The organism is Exiguobacterium aurantiacum (assembly GCF_001766415.1).
GTDB lineage: Bacteria > Bacillota > Bacilli > Exiguobacteriales > Exiguobacteriaceae > Exiguobacterium > Exiguobacterium aurantiacum_A.
The window spans coordinates 756,014-773,078 of sequence record NZ_MKXO01000001.1; the positions used below are offsets into that span (position 1 = coordinate 756,014).

At 52.5% G+C, this 17,065-nt stretch carries 19 protein-coding genes; 2 read left to right on the forward strand and 17 right to left on the reverse strand.

The features are described from left to right. Window positions 1-5: 5 nt before the first annotated feature. From murG to BJU60_RS03935, 12 genes are all read right to left on the reverse strand, one after another. Window positions 6-1,082 carry an undecaprenyldiphospho-muramoylpentapeptide beta-N-acetylglucosaminyltransferase gene (gene murG, locus BJU60_RS03885; protein WP_070327559.1) on the reverse strand — a complete coding sequence of 359 codons (1,077 nt, stop codon included), beginning with the start codon at window positions 1,080-1,082 and terminating at the stop codon, window positions 6-8. Then, window positions 1,079-2,416 carry a UDP-N-acetylmuramoyl-L-alanine--D-glutamate ligase gene (gene murD / locus BJU60_RS03890; protein ID WP_070327560.1) on the reverse strand — a complete coding sequence of 446 codons (1,338 nt, stop codon included), beginning with the start codon at window positions 2,414-2,416 and terminating at the stop codon, window positions 1,079-1,081. Before murD ends, murG begins: the two co-directional genes overlap by 4 nt. A 15-nt stretch (window positions 2,417-2,431) precedes the next feature. Next, window positions 2,432-3,391 (reverse strand): phospho-N-acetylmuramoyl-pentapeptide-transferase, encoded by a 960-nt coding sequence (gene mraY, locus BJU60_RS03895; protein ID WP_070327561.1) that lies wholly within the window; start codon window positions 3,389-3,391, stop codon window positions 2,432-2,434. 21 nt (window positions 3,392-3,412) lie between these two features. After that, window positions 3,413-4,717, reverse strand: coding sequence for a UDP-N-acetylmuramoyl-tripeptide--D-alanyl-D-alanine ligase (locus BJU60_RS03900; protein WP_070327562.1), 1,305 nt, complete (start codon window positions 4,715-4,717; stop codon window positions 3,413-3,415). Between the two features lie 58 nt (window positions 4,718-4,775). After that, a complete protein-coding gene (locus BJU60_RS03905; protein WP_254281631.1) occupies window positions 4,776-6,884 on the reverse strand; it encodes a penicillin-binding transpeptidase domain-containing protein in 2,109 nt (702 codons plus the stop codon). 38 nt (window positions 6,885-6,922) lie between these two features. Then, a complete protein-coding gene (gene ftsL / locus BJU60_RS03910; protein ID WP_083273972.1) occupies window positions 6,923-7,285 on the reverse strand; it encodes a cell division protein FtsL in 363 nt (120 codons plus the stop codon). Between the two features lie 23 nt (window positions 7,286-7,308). Continuing rightward, window positions 7,309-8,241 (reverse strand): 16S rRNA (cytosine(1402)-N(4))-methyltransferase RsmH, encoded by a 933-nt coding sequence (gene rsmH, locus BJU60_RS03915; protein ID WP_070327564.1) that lies wholly within the window; start codon window positions 8,239-8,241, stop codon window positions 7,309-7,311. A gap of 168 nt (window positions 8,242-8,409) precedes the next feature. Further along, window positions 8,410-9,942, reverse strand: a complete 1,533-nt coding sequence (gene bshC / locus BJU60_RS03920; RefSeq protein ID WP_254281632.1) for a bacillithiol biosynthesis cysteine-adding enzyme BshC — start codon at window positions 9,940-9,942, stop codon at window positions 8,410-8,412. 48 nt (window positions 9,943-9,990) lie between these two features. Beyond that, entirely contained in the window at window positions 9,991-10,350 is a 360-nt protein-coding gene (locus tag BJU60_RS03925) for a DUF3397 domain-containing protein (RefSeq protein WP_083273973.1), read from the reverse strand. After that, window positions 10,344-11,183: a ketopantoate reductase family protein gene (locus tag BJU60_RS03930; protein WP_070327566.1), complete on the reverse strand. Its 840-nt coding sequence runs from the start codon at window positions 11,181-11,183 to the stop codon at window positions 10,344-10,346. The genes BJU60_RS03925 and BJU60_RS03930 overlap by 7 nt, the downstream gene beginning before the upstream one ends. Before the next feature lie 109 nt (window positions 11,184-11,292). Then, a complete protein-coding gene (rpmF, locus tag BJU60_RS14950; protein WP_081338944.1) occupies window positions 11,293-11,466 on the reverse strand; it encodes a 50S ribosomal protein L32 in 174 nt (57 codons plus the stop codon). Between the two features lie 22 nt (window positions 11,467-11,488). Beyond that, on the reverse strand, window positions 11,489-12,016 hold the full coding sequence (locus tag BJU60_RS03935) for a YceD family protein (RefSeq protein ID WP_070327567.1): 528 nt from the start codon (window positions 12,014-12,016) through the stop codon (window positions 11,489-11,491). Window positions 12,017-12,173: 157 nt separating this feature from the next. On the opposite strand from BJU60_RS03935, the gene BJU60_RS03940 reads away from it, so the two are divergent. Further along, entirely contained in the window at window positions 12,174-13,304 is a 1,131-nt protein-coding gene (locus tag BJU60_RS03940) for a tRNA(Met) cytidine acetate ligase (RefSeq protein ID WP_070327568.1), read from the forward strand. Here the strand turns inward: BJU60_RS03940 and BJU60_RS03945 are convergent. From BJU60_RS03945 to BJU60_RS03965, 5 genes are read right to left on the reverse strand one after another with little or no spacing between them, the layout of a single operon-like run. Then, window positions 13,283-14,275, reverse strand: coding sequence for a SepM family pheromone-processing serine protease (locus tag BJU60_RS03945; RefSeq protein WP_070327569.1), 993 nt, complete (start codon window positions 14,273-14,275; stop codon window positions 13,283-13,285). The two genes, BJU60_RS03940 and BJU60_RS03945, sit on opposite strands and share 22 nt — an antisense overlap. Beyond that, entirely contained in the window at window positions 14,272-14,766 is a 495-nt protein-coding gene (gene coaD / locus BJU60_RS03950) for a pantetheine-phosphate adenylyltransferase (RefSeq protein WP_016509015.1), read from the reverse strand. The genes BJU60_RS03945 and coaD overlap by 4 nt, the downstream gene beginning before the upstream one ends. A 4-nt stretch (window positions 14,767-14,770) precedes the next feature. Next, window positions 14,771-15,337, reverse strand: coding sequence for a 16S rRNA (guanine(966)-N(2))-methyltransferase RsmD (gene rsmD, locus BJU60_RS03955; RefSeq protein ID WP_070327570.1), 567 nt, complete (start codon window positions 15,335-15,337; stop codon window positions 14,771-14,773). Window positions 15,338-15,390: 53 nt separating this feature from the next. Continuing rightward, the gene (locus tag BJU60_RS03960; protein ID WP_016508973.1) at window positions 15,391-15,654 is read right to left on the reverse strand and encodes a YlbG family protein; all 264 of its coding nucleotides are present in this window, start codon (window positions 15,652-15,654) and stop codon (window positions 15,391-15,393) included. Continuing rightward, window positions 15,638-16,090 (reverse strand): YlbF family regulator, encoded by a 453-nt coding sequence (locus BJU60_RS03965; protein WP_070327571.1) that lies wholly within the window; start codon window positions 16,088-16,090, stop codon window positions 15,638-15,640. The genes BJU60_RS03960 and BJU60_RS03965 overlap by 17 nt, the downstream gene beginning before the upstream one ends. Window positions 16,091-16,211: 121 nt before the next feature. Here BJU60_RS03965 and BJU60_RS03970 point away from each other — a divergent pair, with 121 nt between their 5' ends. Then, a complete protein-coding gene (locus BJU60_RS03970) occupies window positions 16,212-16,967 on the forward strand; it encodes an ATP-grasp domain-containing protein (protein ID WP_174545505.1) in 756 nt (251 codons plus the stop codon). Window positions 16,968-17,065 lie beyond the last annotated feature (98 nt).

A 17,065-nucleotide genomic window follows, 5' to 3' on the forward strand; every position in this document is an offset into this window, starting at 1 on the left:
CTCCTTTATCGGCTTACTTCTTCAACAAGATCGGCGAGTGATTCCGCGGCGTGCGGGAATCCTAATCGTTTCGATGCTGCGGCCATCTCGTCATGGTGATTCAAGACGTGACGGATCGACGCGACGAGCGTGGCGCCTGTCAACGCTTGCTCTTTAATCAGTTCAGCGGCACCGCTCTCGACGAGCGCCGACGCATTTTTCGTCTGATGATCCGCTGTCACGTAAGGGCTCGGGATTAAAATGCTCGGCAAACCGAGCGCAGTCAATTCCGAGATTGTCGAAGCACCGGCCCGTGAGACGACGAGACTCGCACAGGCGAGGAGTTCTGGCATATCGTAGACGTAAGGCAAGATTTGGACGTTATCTGAGCTCGGCGCTTTGGCGACGACATCGTCAAAATGCACTTTTCCGGTCACATATAAGACGTTCACAGGTTCAGTCGCGAGTTCCGGGATCGCCTCGATGACTGCTCGATTGATCGCTTCCGCCCCACGGCTGCCGCCATAGATGAGAACAATCGGTCGTTCGTCAATCCCGTACTCGGTGCGCAGTTTCATCTCGTCTGCCGTTGTCTTCAAGACCTCACTACCCCGTGGATTCCCGATGACTTGCACGTTCGCCCCTGGGAAATGGTGTTCAGAACCGGCGAACGACAGCGCCACACGATCCGCTTTTTTAGACAAAAACTTATTCGTCAGTCCCGGGATGCTGTTTTGTTCATGCAAAATCGTCGGAATACCGAGCAGTTGTGCGGTGAAGACGACAGGCCCGGACACGAAACCGCCCGTTCCGATGACGACGTCAGGTCGGAACGTTTTCATGTCTTTTCGCAATGCGAGAACCGATTGGACGAACCGATACCCCGTCTTGACGTTCTCAATCGAAAGCGACCGTTTCAAGCCACTGATTCGAATCGATTTGAACGGGATACCCGCTCGCGGTACGAGATCGGCTTCAAGCCCGTTCTCGGTCCCGATATAGAGCACCTCTAAATCGGTATGCCGCTCTTTCAACGTATCGAGCAGGGCGAGCGCCGGATAGATGTGACCACCCGTCCCTCCACCAGAAATGATGACTCTCATCGGTTTGCCTCCTCATATGCGTTCACGAGCTTGACGAAATGTTCGCCTCGTTCTTCAAACGTCTTATATTGATCCCAGCTCGCACAGGCCGGCGACAGCAAGATCACGTCGCCTGCAACGGACTGTTCAAACGCGAGCGGCACCGCCTCGTCGAGCGTGGCGACGGCTTGCGCCGGAATATTTTCTGATTCACTTAACGTTTTGAACCGTTCAGCCGTCTCGCCGTAAGCGATGACAGCTTTCACCCGTTTCATCGCCGGAACGAGTGATGTCAGGTCGGCTCCACGTTCGAGCCCGCCGCATAACCAAACGATTGGTGCTTCGAAACCAGTGAGCGCCGCTTCGGCAGCGACGTTGTTCGTCGCTTTTGAATCGTTGTAGACGCGACGGCCAAGCACACGGCCGAGGCTCTCCGTCCGATGGGCGACGCCGCCGAACGTGCGCAAGACGTGCTCGATATGATCAGTCGGGATGTCAAACGGCTCGATCAATAAGAGCGCGGCCAATACGTTCTCGACGTTATGGGCGCCTCCAAGCGCAAGTTCTGACACCGGCATGATCCGTGCGCCATGCAAAGTGATCCATCCTGAATCGACATGCGCGTCACCGGCTTCATAGCCAAACGTTTGAGCTGAAAGTCCAGTCGGCACTCGCTTCATGACTTCTCGATCCTCACCTTTGACGACGACCCGGTCTGAAGGTGTCATGTTTTGGAACAGATTCGCTTTCGCGTCAGCGTATGATTCAAAGTCCCCGTGATAGTCAAGATGGGCTTCTGACAAGTTGAGCAGTGCTGCCGAGCGGGGATGGAACGCTTCCACTCCCATCAGCTGAAAGCTCGATAGTTCGATCACGATCAGGTCGTCCGGCGCGGCTTGCGTCGCGACTTCGATGGCCGGAAACCCGATGTTCCCCGCCACGTGGACGGGACGTTTGCCACCTTTTAACAGCTCATGGACGAGCGTCGTCGTCGTCGTTTTACCGTTCGACCCGGTGATGGCGACAAAATCTGCCTCTGTTGCCAAATAAGCGAGCTCGACTTCCGTATAAATCGGGATGTGACGCGCAATCGCTTCTTCTAGTAACGGGATCTGATAAGGGATACCCGGATTCTTGACGATCAGTTCAGCTTCGTCTAACAGTTCAAGCGGATGCGAGCCGAAGACAGTTTTTACGTTTAGCGCTTCAATCTTTGCCCGCTCTGCTTCTGTTGGCTCACTGCCCGTATTGATCACTACGTCTGCGCCGACCGCCTTTAAATAGGCGGCAGCTGCGATACCGCTCCGAGCCGCCCCGAGTACGAGGACTCGCTTACCATTCCACTGTTGATTCATGTCTTCCACCATCCATTACATGAGAAGTAACGACAATACTGCCGTGATCAAGCTAATTCCACTGAACGTCAATACGATGCGCCATTCTGACCAGCCGACCATCTCGAAATGGTGGTGGATCGGACTCATCTTAAAGATTCGTTTCCCCGTCGTTTTAAACGAGATGACCTGCAAGATGACACTGAGCGTCTCGATGACAAAAATAATACCGACGAAGACGAGTAATAATTCAAGTTTCAACATGAGGGCGAGACCAGCGACCGCTCCGCCTAAAGCGAGCGAACCCGTGTCACCCATGAAAATTTTCGCCGGGTATTTGTTAAAGACGAGGAACCCAAGGAGTGCTCCGACCGTACTAAACGCAAACCAAGCGATGCCGACTTCGTCTTGTCCTAACGCATAAATTCCAAAGAACGCAAACGTCGGGATGGCCGAGAACGAAACGAGACCGTCCAAACCGTCCGTCAAGTTGACGGCGTTCGAGAAGCCGACGAGCCAGAAGATGACGATGGCGATGTAGAACCAGCCCGTATCAAACGCGATCGATGTGAACGGAATGCTGATTGTTGTGTCGAGCCCGCCGCCAAGTGATAAGAACCAAACGAACAACACCGAGACGATGATTTGGCCAATCAACTTTTGGAGCGATGTCAATCCAAGGTTGCGTTTGTTGACGACTTTAATGTAGTCGTCGAGGAATCCGATGATCCCGAACGCGAGCGTGACGAACAAGAGCGTCCCGAATCCGGCGACCGCTTCTCCAAACACGATCGAAACGAGAAAACCGACAAGAAGTGCGAGCAGGATGACGATCCCGCCCATCGTCGGTGTCCCTGATTTCTTTTGATGCCAATCCGGACCCTCGTCCCGGATCTCCTGACCAAACTTTAAGTTACGAAGTGCCGGGATGGCCCGCGGCATGACGACCAATACGGTCAATAATGAGCTGATTAAGACGATTAAACTGATTAACATATTCGTACCTCACTACTCTATTTATTGGACTAAGCGCTCAAGCGCAAGTCCTCGCGATGCTTTTAACAATATCACAGTCTGTGGCCGTTGATAACTGCTGAGGAGTGCTTTCGCTTCCTCTACCGTTGGGACCATCGTCACATTCACGCGCGGGTCACTGATCCCTTGTGCGATCCATTTCGCTTTGTCCCCGATCAGCACGCAATCGGTCACAGGCGCCGTGATGACGTGGCCGACACTCTCGTGCTGGGCCTGTTCATCTGTTCCTAGTTCGTACATATCCCCGAGGACGAGGACACGACGGCTAAAGCCTTCTAACGTTTTCACCGTCTCGATGGCGGCAATCATCGATGTCGGGCTCGCATTGTAGGCGTCATTGATCAAATGCGCGTCACCGAACATTTGCTTCTCCATCCGCATCGATGTCAATTGAACTCGATTCAGACCGCGTTGGATCGTCTCGTGATCAAGACCTAATTTGAGTCCGCACGCGATCGCATATGCCGCATTCCGGATTTGGTGGGCTCCGAGCACTTTTAACTCATAAAACTCGTTATTATAGCGGAAAATCGAGGCGTCAAACGTCGCTTCGACGACTTCAAGTTTCCCATCCGCCGTCGCGTCGTAACCGACTCGGTAACCTTCGTTGGCCAAAAGCGGCTCGTCGGCATCGACGATGAGCACCCCGTCCGGTTTGAGCCCGGCTTTAATCTCAAGTTTCGCTTTAGCGATCCCTGAGCGACCGCCGACTTGTTCGCCGTGCGACTCGCCGATGTTCGTCACGAACGCGACGTCAGGCTTGGCAAGCTTCGATAACAACTCGATTTGCCCGAATCCGTTCATCCCCATCTCGAGCACCGCGACTTCCGTGTCACGTGGCATTCGCAGTACGGTCAGCGGCAGACCGACGTCCGAGTTGAAGTTTCCAGCCGTCTTGTGCGTTTTGAACTTTTCCCCGAGAACGACGGCAACCATGTCTTTCGTCGACGTCTTGCCATTTGAACCGGTGATCGCGACCACGAACGGATCGATTTCAGCCAAGTATCGTGCCGCCGCTTCTTGCAGCGCCTTTAGCGGTGACTCGACAGGAATCGCCACAATCCCTTCCGGCAGCGGACGCCCCTGCTCCCAAAACGTCACGATTGCGCCTTTTTGGACGGCCGCATCGATGAAGTCGTGGCCATCGACGCGAGCCCCGATGATCGGCACGAACAATCCGTCCTCATTACCGTCCCTCGAGTCGGTCGCGACATGACGGACCTCACGTGTGTCGTCCGTCTCCATCCCAAACCAAGAAGCAAGTGTTTGTATCGTTAACTGTTCCATCCTTATTTCCTCCTGTGACAAAGGAAAAGAGAGCCGAGGCCCTCTTCATCCCTATGCGTTAGTTCGACGGTGATTGGAGCCTCACTTTGAGTGTCGCCCCATTCTTGACCGGCTTGCCTTTCCCGATTGACTGGGAAGTGACAAAGCCCGTTCCGTCTATTTCTAAATTCAATTGATAGAGCGTCGCCAATCGTTTCGCATCACGAAGCGACCAGCCTGATAGGTTCGGCATCGTGAATGAGTCCTCCGTCTTCAACAGGAGACGCTCCCCGACGACGTACGACTGCCCTTCGACCGGGCTTTGAGCGACGACATCGTCCCCGCTACCGAGTAAGATCGGTTCGAACGAAGCGGCTTTCGCCTGCTTGACGGCCTCATCACGACCAAGCTCGACGTATGTTTCCGTCGTCTTCGTCGACGCATCGATTGTTTTCGTTTGTTTTTCCGGTTCGACGCTTCGATAGCGCAACGCCACGTCCATGACATCCTTGAACAGCGGCGCCATGATGCGCGGACCCGTCGTCGACGAGTCGCCGTTTGGTCGGTCGACCGCAATATACATGACGAGTTCCGGATCATCTTTCGGTGCCATTCCGACGAACGAGTGGATGTACTGACCGCTCAAGTACTTCCCATTTTCGGCAATTTGAGCCGTCCCGGTTTTTCCGATGACGCGATAATTATCGAGCGCATACAGTTGACCGGTTCCGAGATCACTATTGACGACACCGTCGAGTGCTTCGCGTGTCAGCTTGGCCGTTTCTTCCGTGACCGGTTGACCGACAGTTTTCGGATTGGTCGTCCGAATCGTCTCTCCCGTTTCACGGTTGACGACTTTTTTAATCACGTACGGTTGTTTCATCGTCCCGTCGGTCGCGATCGCTGAAGTCGCTTGTAGGATTTGCATCGGTGTCATCGCCGTCGATTGTCCCCATGCTGTGATCAACACGTTCATCGGGCTATCGAAGTCGTATTGACTGTTCACTTCTCCCGGCAAATCGACGCCCGTTCGTTGGTCGAACTTGAACGCCTTGAAGTAATCTTCGTACCGGCCGAGTCCGAGTCGTTCATTCGCTAAAATCGAGAAGGCGACGTTCGAAGAGTGCCAGACGCCTTCCACCATAGGAATCGTACCCCATCCGGTGACGTTATAATCATTGAACACCGTCTTGCCATACTTGTAAGACCCGGATTTATACAGCTCGTTCGGGTTGTAAACACCTTCATTGATCGCTGCGGCGAGTGTGAAGATTTTCATCGTCGAACCCGGCTCAAAGCGAGATGAGACAGAGAAGTTGCTGTAAGACGTGATCTCACGGGTATTCGGATCAAAAGACGGACGATCGGACAAGGCGATGATCTCACCGGTCTTTGGATCCATGATGATCGCCGTCGCATTTTTCGGTTTATATTCTTTATACAGTTCATCCATTTTCGTATCAAGCAGTTGTTGGATGCGATGATCGAGCGTCAACTGGACGTCCGCCCCGTCTTCCGGGTCGATTTTTAGTTGTTCATCGCTCGACACGAGCTGTCGGCCTGCTAAATCTTTCTCGAAACGATATAAACCGTATGATTCACTCAGCACGTCATTGAGCGATTTTTCGATTCCAAGTTCTCCGACGAGTTCGATGCGCCCGTTTTGATCAATCTTTTGGGCGTAGCCGACGACGGATGAAGCAAAGACTTTATTCGGGTAATAGCGTTTCGGTTCTTCGACGAACGTGATGCCCGGAATCTCAAACGCTTCGATCGCTTCTTTTTGTTCGACCGTCAAATCCCGGCCCGGTACCCCGAACTCGATTTGACCGCGATCGACATTTTGTTCGAGCCGTTTCAAAATATCGGCTTCAGTCATCGGGATGACCGTCGCAAGCTCTTTAGACGCGCCCTTAAACTCGTCAGGCAAGAGCGTCTTGTTTTCGACCCGCTCTCCCCCTAGCTTCAAGACCGCGACAATCCGGTAGGACGGGATATTGATGGCAATCGGTTGCCCGAACCGATCAAAAATCTCTCCACGCTCCGCCTTAAGTGTACTGACAGCCTTCCAACGCTCTTCTTCAGCGAAAGCGAGCATGTTCTCCCCTTTGTACGTCTGAAAGACGGACAAGTAGAGGAACCAGCCGACAAAAAATAAAAAGAGCGGTGTGAAGCAAACGATCGCCACCCACGCCACTCTTTTTTTACTCTGTTGTAGAGAATTCATCAGTCGATCACCAAAACGTTCTTTTCATTGAACTGCATGCCGAGCTTGTCAGCAATCGCATAAATTCTCTCAGGTGAGCTTAGTTGGGCAATCTCATACTTCAGTTCTTCATTTTCTTTCGAGATCGTGTTCATCTCTTGGTTGATGACAGCCGTATCTCGCATAATATTGTACGCTTCGTTATGTTTCGACACCGTGATGCCACCGAACAAGACGACCGAGAAAATCATCGTCGGGTACAGGATGGATTCGAACAAGGTCAACGTACGTCGTTTCGGAGCTGGTATTGGTCGTTCTTGCGGAATCGGATTTCGATTCGGTGAAATTTGAGGCTGCAGAGCCTTGCGGGCAGCTTCTGGCATCAGGTATCCCTCCTACGTACAATCTATTTTTGTTTTTCAGCGATCCGAAGTTTGGCCGACCGGGCCCGGCGGTTGTCTTCAAGTTCGTTATCTCCGGCAGTGATCGGCTTGCGTGTGATCAGCTTCAATTCCGGTTCGAACTCCTCTGGGATAATCGGCAATCCTTTTGGCAACTGTGGATACTGGCTCTTCTCTTTGAAAACCTGCTTACAGATGCGGTCTTCAAGTGAATGGAACGTGATCACACAAATCCGTCCACCGATGGCGAGCATGTCAATCGCGTCTTGGACGGCACGATCGAACACGTTCAATTCGTCGTTCACAGCGATGCGGATCGCTTGGAACGTCCGTTTCGCCGGATGGCCGCCTTTGCGTCGCGCCGGTGCCGGAATTGCGTCTTTAATCAATTCGACGAGTTCGAACGTCGTCTCAATCGGCTTGACGGCACGGGCTTGTTCGATTTTACGCGCAATCTGTTTCGAGAACTTCTCTTCCCCGTATGTAAAGAAAATGCGGGCGAGGTCCCCGAACGGCCATTCGTTGACGACGTGATACGCCGAAAAATCTCGTGACCGGTCCATTCGCATATCGAGCGGAGCGTCAAAATTATAGCTAAAGCCGCGTTCTGCCTCATCTAACTGTGGTGAAGAGACACCGAGGTCAAATAATACTCCATCGACTTGTGTCACACCTCGTGCCGCTAACTCGTCTTTCAGATGGACGAAGTTGCTCTTTATAAACGTAACCCGGTCCTCATATGGAGCCAAACGCTCAGCGGCGTGCGTGAGTGCGACGTCGTCCTGGTCGAAGGCGTAAAGATGGCCCGTCGTCAGGCGTTTCACAATCTCTTCGCTATGACCGGCTCCCCCTAACGTACAATCGACGTAAATTCCGTCCGGTTTGATGTTCAGTCCATCAACAGACTCCATTTTTAAAACCGTTTCATGCTCAAACATACAAAAACCCTCTCAACCTACATTTTTCAACTAGTTTATTACATTTACTTTATCATAAAAATGTCAAGCTACGCATTGGTTTTTAGCGAAAATAGGAAACAAAAAGGTAACAAACAAAAAATGGTTCTCCAAACAAGTGGAGAACCTCGATCATTTACGATTTCACAATCAGATTTTGACTAAACAACGCTCCCATTCCGCCTGTTCATAGGCGGCGCGTAACCGAACGAATAAATCGTCTCCGTGACGATTCATCAGTGGGACCATCGACCAGATCCGCTCTTGCGGTGCGTCCATCGGCAGCAAGCGTGTCGACAGATGGATCCGGCGTCGATTCAAACGATACTGCTCGCGCTTCGCCTCGGCCCGCATCTCGTCAGCGAGACGGTCAAGGATATGCCGCGCGTTCGTCTCAAAGCGATGCCCGCGCTTTCCTGCCTCATGCCCGATTGCTTCAGACAGCGTGCGGTAGGCATACAGACTTTGGTCAAACGACTCATCATCGAACGAATGGTCCGGGAGCGGATTCGTCAAGTAATCGACGAGCGTGGTGCCTTCTTGAGCGAGTTTTTTCTCGTCGTTCGTCGACATGACGACAGCGCCAAGTCTCGGGATCAACAACGGCATCTTCCAACCGAATACATGAAACAACGGACGAAGTTGGAGCCAATAGGCGATTTCACCCGGACCGGCGACGTATGCGAGCGTCGGGAACAAGTAATCTTGCATGAGCGGCCGGGAGACGACGTTATTCGAGAACCGTTCGGGATGCTCATCAATTTCTTGTAACAGTTCCGCCTCCGTGAAGCGGTGACCGCGTTTCGTCGTGAAGACATCTCGTTCTTTCGTCAACAATTCACGCGTCCCGTCATGATAAAACACGTGGGCCGCATCGCGGTTCAGTTCTACGGTCGGCATGCCGTCCTCGAATGAGTCGCGGAACACTTCGTGCAAGCGGTCGTGTTGCACGATCAACTGTTTGAACGCCTCACGTTCGAGCCGGCGTACGTCAGGCTGATGCGGGTCGAACAGGAGAAAATCGTTCCCGACGAAACGCCGCATCATCTTCCCAAAAAATTGTGCGAACGAGTGACTCGCTTGGAGTAAGACGACAAGCTCATGATAAAGCGTCGCCGTATGGACAGTCTCTGTCTCCGACACGAACAGACGTTGCAACATTTGGACGAGTTCGATTTTGAGACGGTCAAATTCGAGTTCTCCGACCGATGCTTTCCCTGCGAGCGGAACGGTCGACAACGCTTCTTTCCGCAGTTGCCGTGACAACGGCTGGGGGGCGTACACATGGTTGATCTCGGCGAAGTCATGATCCTCGGTCGCCATCCAAAAAATCGGGATGACCGGCTTACCGAGCACGGCCTCCGCCTGTTTCGCTCGTTTGAGCACGGTTAACAGCTTATACACCGCAAACAACGGGCCCCCGAAGACGCCGACTTGCTGTCCGGTCACAATCGTGAACGCCTCGCCTTTCGCGAGCGCGTCGAGTTTTGAGTCAAGCACGTCCGAGAGCGGACCGTGAACCGTCTGTTGCGCCCGAAGAATCCCTGCTAACGATTCCAGATGCGGGTATGAGCGTCCTTCAAGCTCGCTCGCTCGAGCTTCGAGCTCGTCCATTCCTTTATAGTCCAGCCACTTCGTATATCCCGCTTCGATTTGGATCATCGGGGAAGATGGACTGTACATGGCGTCTAGCGACTCTATCCTCACGTATAACGACTTCCTTTCAAACGGTCAATGAATCATTTCTTTTGCGACACCGAGCGTGAACAACACGGCGTGTAACGGGACGAGTAGTAAAAATAACAATCGCCAGCCGTGTACGAACATTTTTGTATATAAGACTTCTTCGTGTCGGACTCGCTGCCAAATCGCATTTGCCGGAAAAATAGCGCAGCAGATGGCTAAGAGCAACCAAAAGACGTCGTCCCCGACGAGTGTCTCTAATAGGACCGCACACGCATAAAACCAGAGGAACACTCCGGCATCGCAGACAAGTTTAAACGTATTGACCGATTTCGGCATAATTTTTCTAAATATCATATACACCATAAACCATATGACAAGCGGAAATGAAACGATATACACTAACACGATGCGCTCGCTCCTATTATCAATTTTTGCATGAGTGGGATGACCGTCAGTTTTCGGCCTCTGTCCTCGGCCCGTTTCAAGAGCGGGGTCAAGATGGCATCGACCTCGGTCATACGTCCGGCCTCGATGTCTCGAAGCATCGAAGAGCGGTTTTGAGCTGTCTTCTCGATGATCGTCTCAATATATGTATAAGGCACGAACTGATCGAACAGCGGTGTCAGCTCCTCATAGATCGCTTGCGCGACTTCGCGGCAAGGCGGTTCGGCGACGGCTCCGTTCGGGACGCGACAAAGTGCGGTGATCGGATTGATGATCGCGTTCGCAAACAACTTTTCAACGACGACTTGTTCGATATCCGCTTCCCACACGACTTGGAGCGGCGAGGCGATGAACGTGAGCGGCTGTAGAGCATGCAAGCTCCCGATCCGAACTCGGCCGAGACCGCTATGGTTAATTCGATTTTCGTCTCGCGTCACCCCGTGCTCGATGACGCCTAAGTGGAATCCTCGTTCCCGAGCGTACTCGAGATGGGCAATTCCGTTCGAGCAGATGAACACAGGGACGTCCCCGGTAAGCCGTTCTGTCGCCGCGCGCACTTGGTGCGCTTTCGTCGTCACGAAAAAAACGTCCGCTTCCGTCTCGTTGAGTGTATGTACCGGTTTGAGCGGGACAGCGACGGTCCCCTGCGTCATACCGGCTCGTTCGATCATGACGTCTCTCGTTTCTTCGCCTCGACCGTATAAGGTGACGCTATAGTCTTTCGCGAGTAACGACGCCATCAACATCCCGACAGCCCCGTTCCCGATAATCCCAATTCGTTTGATCGGCTTCATTCGCTATCCCTCCACAATCAGTGTGCACAAAGAATTTTACCACAATCTGTTTCCAGGACCACACAATTAAAAAAAGAAGCGATCTCCAAGGAGACCGCTTCTTTTCGCATTATTTGCTTGTTACTTCTTTACCGTTGTAATGTCCGCAAGATTTGCAAACACGGTGTGAAAGTTTCATGTCGCCACAGTTCGGGCACTCGTTCATACCAGGTACGTTAAGTTTGAAGTGAGTACGACGAAGACGTTTGCGAGTTTTCGACGTTCTACGGAATGGTACTGCCATCGTTGTCCACCTCCTTGAAAAGTTAGCCGTTCTCGTCCTCTTTTTTAGAGAACAAGTCAGCAAGGCCCGCGAGGCGCGGGTCGATTTTTGGTTGGTCGTCCGGCTGTTCGTCAATGAGAGACCAGCCTTCCCCTTCAACCTGAGTTTTGTCTGTTTCGTTCCCGAAAATTTGAATCGGGACTTCTAACATGATGAGCTCTTTTACGATCGGTCGCAGATCAATCGTATTTCCTTCTGGCAAATTGACATCATCGAATTGCTCCGTATAACGCCCATTCTCCAAAAAGAAAGGCTCGAGCGATTCAATATCAAATTCAAAGACGACATCCTCTAACGTACGCGCATCTGGCAACGTCAGGTCCCCTTGAACCTTCAAATTGAATGTAACTTGATTAGATGTGAACGACGCATCCCCGTGCACATGCACCGGGCGAATCGAACGGATATCCGGATGGAGCTGAGTAAGCTCTTCGAGTTCAACCATCTCATCGATGGAAAAACTGTCATCCTGGTTTCGTAGCTTAAGTAGCTGTGCAATAGACCACTTCATCCGAATCACCTCAATTGCAACAATATGAATTATAGATAGGCCAACTTGTTTTGTCAATGTTTTTTCTTTACACTAAAATCAGTTGGCGACGGCGCTTTGCCAAAGCGTACTTACCTATCTTACACCAATCCAATCGACAATGCAAAGGAGTAAATTTATGAAAAAGACGGCCATCATCGCGGAGTACAATCCGTTCCATAACGGACATCTCTATCAGGCAAAAACAGCTCGAATCGAAACGGACGCCGACGCCATGATCGCCATCATGAGTGCCCAGTTCACACAGCGCGGTGAACCGGCTGCTTTTGACAAGTGGAGCCGGGCTGCGGCGGCAGTCAAAACAGGGGCGATCGACCTTGTGATCGAACTGCCGACTTGTTACGGCGTCCAACGCGCCGACCGGTTCGCGAGCTCGGCTGTCGCCATTGCGGAACAAATCGGATGCCAGACGCTCTCTTTCGGCAGTGAGAGCGGCGATGCCGATGCGATCCTGCGCGCGGCACACGCTGGCATCGAAGCGACACCCGCCTATCATGACGCGCTCCAACACGCCTTAAAAGCAGGCAAGTCATCCGCCAAAGCATCGAGCGAGGCGTTTGCGGCACTTTATCCAACTTTTGACTTGACGCTTCCAAACAACATTCTCGCCTATCATTATGCGAAAGCCGCTCGCACCATCTCACTCCATACCGTAAAGCGTCTTGGGGCCGGCTACCACGATACAGGCGTCTCGGACGTCATGTCGGCAACGGGCGTCCGGGCCCACTATCTCGAGACCGGGAGTGTCCGGGCTGTCCCAGAAGCGACACGGGCGTTATTCCAGCAGACGTCGATGGCCCACTGGTCGCTCTATTGGCCTGTCTTGCAATTCAAGTTACGGACGATCCCGAAGTCAGAACTCGAACAACTCGTCGGCATTGACGCTTCGTTGTCCCCTCGCTTGATCGAAGCAGGTCTCGCACCGACGTTCGAACAAGCTATGAGCGGTCTGTTGACGCGACGCTATACACGTACGGCCATCCAGCGCGCTCTCGTCTCGGTCCTCATCCATTGGAAACGTGACGAACTTCCGGAACGATTTGACGAAGTCCCATACGTCCGTCCGCTCGCATTCAATGCGATTGGCCGTAGCGTCTTAAAAGACATAAAAAAAATGGTACCGCTCGTCAGCAAGTACCAGTCTGATTTAGCGTTCGAAGCTCGTGTGACCGAGGCGTACCGGTTACCTCTCGGCAACCGGTCACTGCTCGAGCATATGCAAACCCCTCAATTCATCGACTCCAAATAATCGATGGCGTCCTCGACCGTTTCAACCGGAACGACTGCAATATCGCTCTCGAGCCGGTCGAGTGATTCCAGCGCTTCATCATAATTCGAACCGGCCGGCACGAAGAACACCGAGGCACCGGCTCGGTCAGCCGCGACGATTTTTTGCCACGCCCCACCGATCGGACCGACGTTTCCTTCTTCATCGACCGTGCCAGTACCGGCAATCGTCTCACCGCCCGCCAAGTCACCCGGCGTCAACTGATCATAAATCTCTAGCGTGAACATGAGACCGGCCGAGGGGCCCCCAACGTTCGTCAGTTCAAACGTGACGTCCGGTTCTGTGCGCACATCTTGCACCGGCAGCGGCTCATAAATTCCGAGACCGACACGGTCCCCGCTCCGGTCGAGCGGTTGAACGAGTGTCTTCACGACACGTTCCCGTCCATCCCGTTCGAGCGTGATCGTCACTTCATCCCCCGTCTCGAACGCCGAGACGCGGTTGATGAAATCAAGACGTGACGCGAACGATTGGCCGTCAAGCGCTGTAATGACGTCACCTGGTTTAAGGACGTTCGCCGCGAGCGACCCGGTGATTGGAGCCGAGACGTACATGCCGTCAAACGTGACGGTCACGTCCTCTTCGGCTAGACCGTACGCGTATTGAATGGCCGCTTGCTGCGACGATGACATGAGCAGCTGCTGTCTTCGCTCGTAATCGTCTTCCCCTTCGCCGTCATACAAATAGCGACTAGACGGACTCGCTTCCGTGAACGGCGTGAACCAGCTCCCGACGAGCCAAAGCGGTGTCGCCCGTCGTTGCGAGATCGTGACCATCATCAGTTCACCCGCATCTTTCGTCCCGTCTTCAACCGTCATAAAGCTTTCGATGGTCGTCGCTTCGCCCGGATACGTGATGTAATAAGGTAACGGGGCAAACAAAAAGATGAGCACGGCGACGAGGATACCGAAGCCGATCTTCAGCGACTTCATTGCTGTTGACTCACTTCATATTTTTTCCGAAGTGCCTGTTCGACTTGTTCGGGAACGAGTTCAGCGACCGAGGCGCCGTATTTGGCGACTTCTTTCACGATCGACGAGCTGAGGAACGAGTATTTGCTGTTCGTCATCATAAACAGCGTCTCGACGTCCTCGTTTAACTTCTTGTTGATCGAAGCGATCTGAAGTTCGTATTCGAAGTCAGAGACGGCCCGAAGACCGCGGACGATCGTCGCTGCTTCTCGTTTAGCGGCATACTCGACGAGCAGCCCGCCAAACGCGTCCGCTGACACGTTCGGTAAATGCGATGTCACTTCCCGAATGAGCGTGAGCCGCTCTTCGACGTTGAATAACGGTGCCTTGCTCGAGTTTTCGAGCACCGCGACGATCACTTCATCAAAGATGGCTGCCGCCCGCTCAATAATATCTAAATGTCCGTTCGTAATCGGGTCAAAGCTCCCCGGGCAAATCGCGATCCGTTTCATATGTTCACTCCTCGGTCGTTGCGTACTCGTAAAGGCTGATCGTAATGACAGACGAGTAGCGTTGAACCTTAATTTTTTCGAGCAGACCGACCCGATCCGGCAACGTCGTCTCGCTGCCATGTTCGCAGACGACGACGCCGTTGTCTGTCAACAGTCGGTTCGATTCAATGAGTTGTAAAAACGATTCATGTTCTTCCTCATGGTACGGCGGGTCCATGAAAATGAGTTTAAACGACCGCCCCGTCTCGGCGAGTTGGTCGAGGACGGCCCGCGCGTCTTGTCTTTGAATCGTCGCTTGTGCCTCGTAACGCGTCGCCCGTAGATTGTCCTGTATCGTTTGAATCGCCTTCCCATGACGATCGACGAAGACGGCACGGTCGCACCCCCGTGATAACGCCTCGATCCCGAGACCGCCACTCCCCGCGTAAAGGTCGAGGGCATCCCCCCCGGCGAAGTAAGGGCCGATGATATTAAACAATGATTCTTTTACTTTATCTGCCGTCGGTCGTGTCGTCGACCCTGGGACCGCCTTTAGGCGCGTCCCTTTTCGTTCTCCTGAAATGACTCGCATCGTTGATCCTCCATTAGAAAAGATGAAGGCGTCACCACCTTCATCTCGCCCGTTTATTTCTGCTTTGGCTCGTACGTCTCGGCAATGAAAGGCCGTTCGCTCCGAACGACCGCGTCGACGAATGGCAAGGCACTGATTTTCTCGATGATCGTCTCATGGTCTTCTAAGTCCGTATATAAAAAGGCGTACTTCTCACGCTTCGAGACGTAATATAAGTTTGCGTAGCGACGCAGCGCTTTCACTTGTTTGAGCGACTGCACGTAAACGACGAGTCCGATTCGACCTTTTAACTCGAATGATTCAGCCAGCACATCCACAACTTCCGCCTCCTCCGCCACAGCTTCCGCCACCGGAACAGCCACCCTCATCGAAGAACGGGTTGCCGGTAGGCACTTTGATTTTTGGAGATACCGAGAACGCCAACAGCTCACTCACTTCTCCGAGTAACTTATCCAAGTTACGTTCCGCCTTTTTGAAGGCGGCCACTTCCGGTTGCACGTCGAGACGACGCTTCACGAGATGCATCTCTTTTTTAATACGATCGTGATCCGGGTGATGTTTCCCGAACCGTTGCACGTACTCATAATCTTCTTTCATTCGTAAAAATTCCCGTTCGACTTCCTGGGCTTCTTTCGAGCGAGCGCGAGCTTGTTTTGTCGCGATATATGTTTGGAACGATTCGCTCGTCTCGATCAAGGCAGTCAATGCTTCTGTTTGATCGAGCAAATCAATCGTCTGTTCAGTAATAATCATGGCTTTCACCCTTTCTGACATGATTTTACCACAATTGATTCCCTCTGTGAGCAATCGGCCTTATAATTGAACGTGACGTAAATGCAGAAAGGAAGTGAACCACCGCTTCGTGCGGTGTACGATGAAAAAAGTCTCGTTTAACATGATTCGTTCGGCCGGTATGAAAACCGACTATGCGAAACCAGAATATTATTATGATCAGCTCGATAAAGTCCGGGCGGCCGATCTCATCCTCTTCCCGGAGTACTGGATGGTCAACTCGATCATTTACGGATTGAACAAACCGATCTTCCCGTCTCCGGCGACGTACCACCTCGGGCACGATAAAATCGAGATGACACGCGCTTTCACAGCGACGTTCCCGCATCGCATCCCGAAGACGTTAATTTACGGGAAGAACCCGTACACGATCGAACGCGTCCTTGAAGAGTTCGAATACCCGTTCGTCGCCAAGACCGCCAAGTCCTCGATGGGTCAAGGCGTCTGGCTCATTAAAAATGAACAAGAATGGCTCGAATACGTCGACAAACACGAGACGTTTTACGTCCAACAGTTCATCCCGAACGACCGTGACCTGCGCATCATCGTCATCGGCGAAGAAGTCGTCGGTTCTTATTGGCGCGTCAGTGAGGCCTTTTTAAACAACGTCGCCCAAGGTGCCCACTTCTCGTATGACGATATCCCAGGTCACGTCGTGGAAGAAGTGCTCTCGATCGCGAAGACGCTTCACATCAATCACGCCGCGTTCGACGTCATCGTCTCAGGGGATAATTTTTACATCTTGGAATTCAACGTCTTCTTCGGTTCAGAAGGATTGATGCCGCTCGGCGTGAGACTTATCGACAAGATTGCGGCGTATCTCGAAACAATGTCTTGACCGTTCATCTTTTTTTCACAATTTGAACACACGTTATTCCAAGAACGTTTTCGAATATGATATGATGACATATGAGGTTTATTAGGGAAAAGGGGGAT

What these genes read in the sequence shown, in the direction of transcription:
- murG (WP_070327559.1), bottom strand. Translation starts at nt 1,082, where the DNA reads ATGAGAGTCATCATTTCTGGTGGAGGGACGGGTGGTCACATCTATCCG.
- murD (WP_070327560.1), bottom strand. Translation starts at nt 2,416, where the DNA reads ATGAATCAACAGTGGAATGGTAAGCGAGTCCTCGTACTCGGGGCGGCT.
- mraY (WP_070327561.1), bottom strand. Translation starts at nt 3,391, where the DNA reads ATGTTAATCAGTTTAATCGTCTTAATCAGCTCATTATTGACCGTATTG.
- BJU60_RS03900 (WP_070327562.1), bottom strand. Translation starts at nt 4,717, where the DNA reads ATGGAACAGTTAACGATACAAACACTTGCTTCTTGGTTTGGGATGGAG.
- ftsL (WP_083273972.1), bottom strand. Translation starts at nt 7,285, where the DNA reads ATGCCAGAAGCTGCCCGCAAGGCTCTGCAGCCTCAAATTTCACCGAAT.
- rsmH (WP_070327564.1), bottom strand. Translation starts at nt 8,241, where the DNA reads ATGTTTGAGCATGAAACGGTTTTAAAAATGGAGTCTGTTGATGGACTG.
- bshC (WP_254281632.1), bottom strand. Translation starts at nt 9,942, where the DNA reads ATGTACAGTCCATCTTCCCCGATGATCCAAATCGAAGCGGGATATACG.
- BJU60_RS03930 (WP_070327566.1), bottom strand. Translation starts at nt 11,183, where the DNA reads ATGAAGCCGATCAAACGAATTGGGATTATCGGGAACGGGGCTGTCGGG.
- rpmF (WP_081338944.1), bottom strand. Translation starts at nt 11,466, where the DNA reads ATGGCAGTACCATTCCGTAGAACGTCGAAAACTCGCAAACGTCTTCGT.
- BJU60_RS03935 (WP_070327567.1), bottom strand. Translation starts at nt 12,016, where the DNA reads ATGAAGTGGTCTATTGCACAGCTACTTAAGCTACGAAACCAGGATGAC.
- BJU60_RS03940 (WP_070327568.1), top strand. Translation starts at nt 12,174, where the DNA reads ATGAAAAAGACGGCCATCATCGCGGAGTACAATCCGTTCCATAACGGA.
- BJU60_RS03945 (WP_070327569.1), bottom strand. Translation starts at nt 14,275, where the DNA reads ATGAAGTCGCTGAAGATCGGCTTCGGTATCCTCGTCGCCGTGCTCATC.
- coaD (WP_016509015.1), bottom strand. Translation starts at nt 14,766, where the DNA reads ATGAAACGGATCGCGATTTGCCCGGGGAGCTTTGACCCGATTACGAAC.
- rsmD (WP_070327570.1), bottom strand. Translation starts at nt 15,337, where the DNA reads ATGCGAGTCATTTCAGGAGAACGAAAAGGGACGCGCCTAAAGGCGGTC.
- BJU60_RS03965 (WP_070327571.1), bottom strand. Translation starts at nt 16,090, where the DNA reads ATGATTATTACTGAACAGACGATTGATTTGCTCGATCAAACAGAAGCA.
- BJU60_RS03970 (WP_174545505.1), top strand. Translation starts at nt 16,212, where the DNA reads ATGAAAAAAGTCTCGTTTAACATGATTCGTTCGGCCGGTATGAAAACC.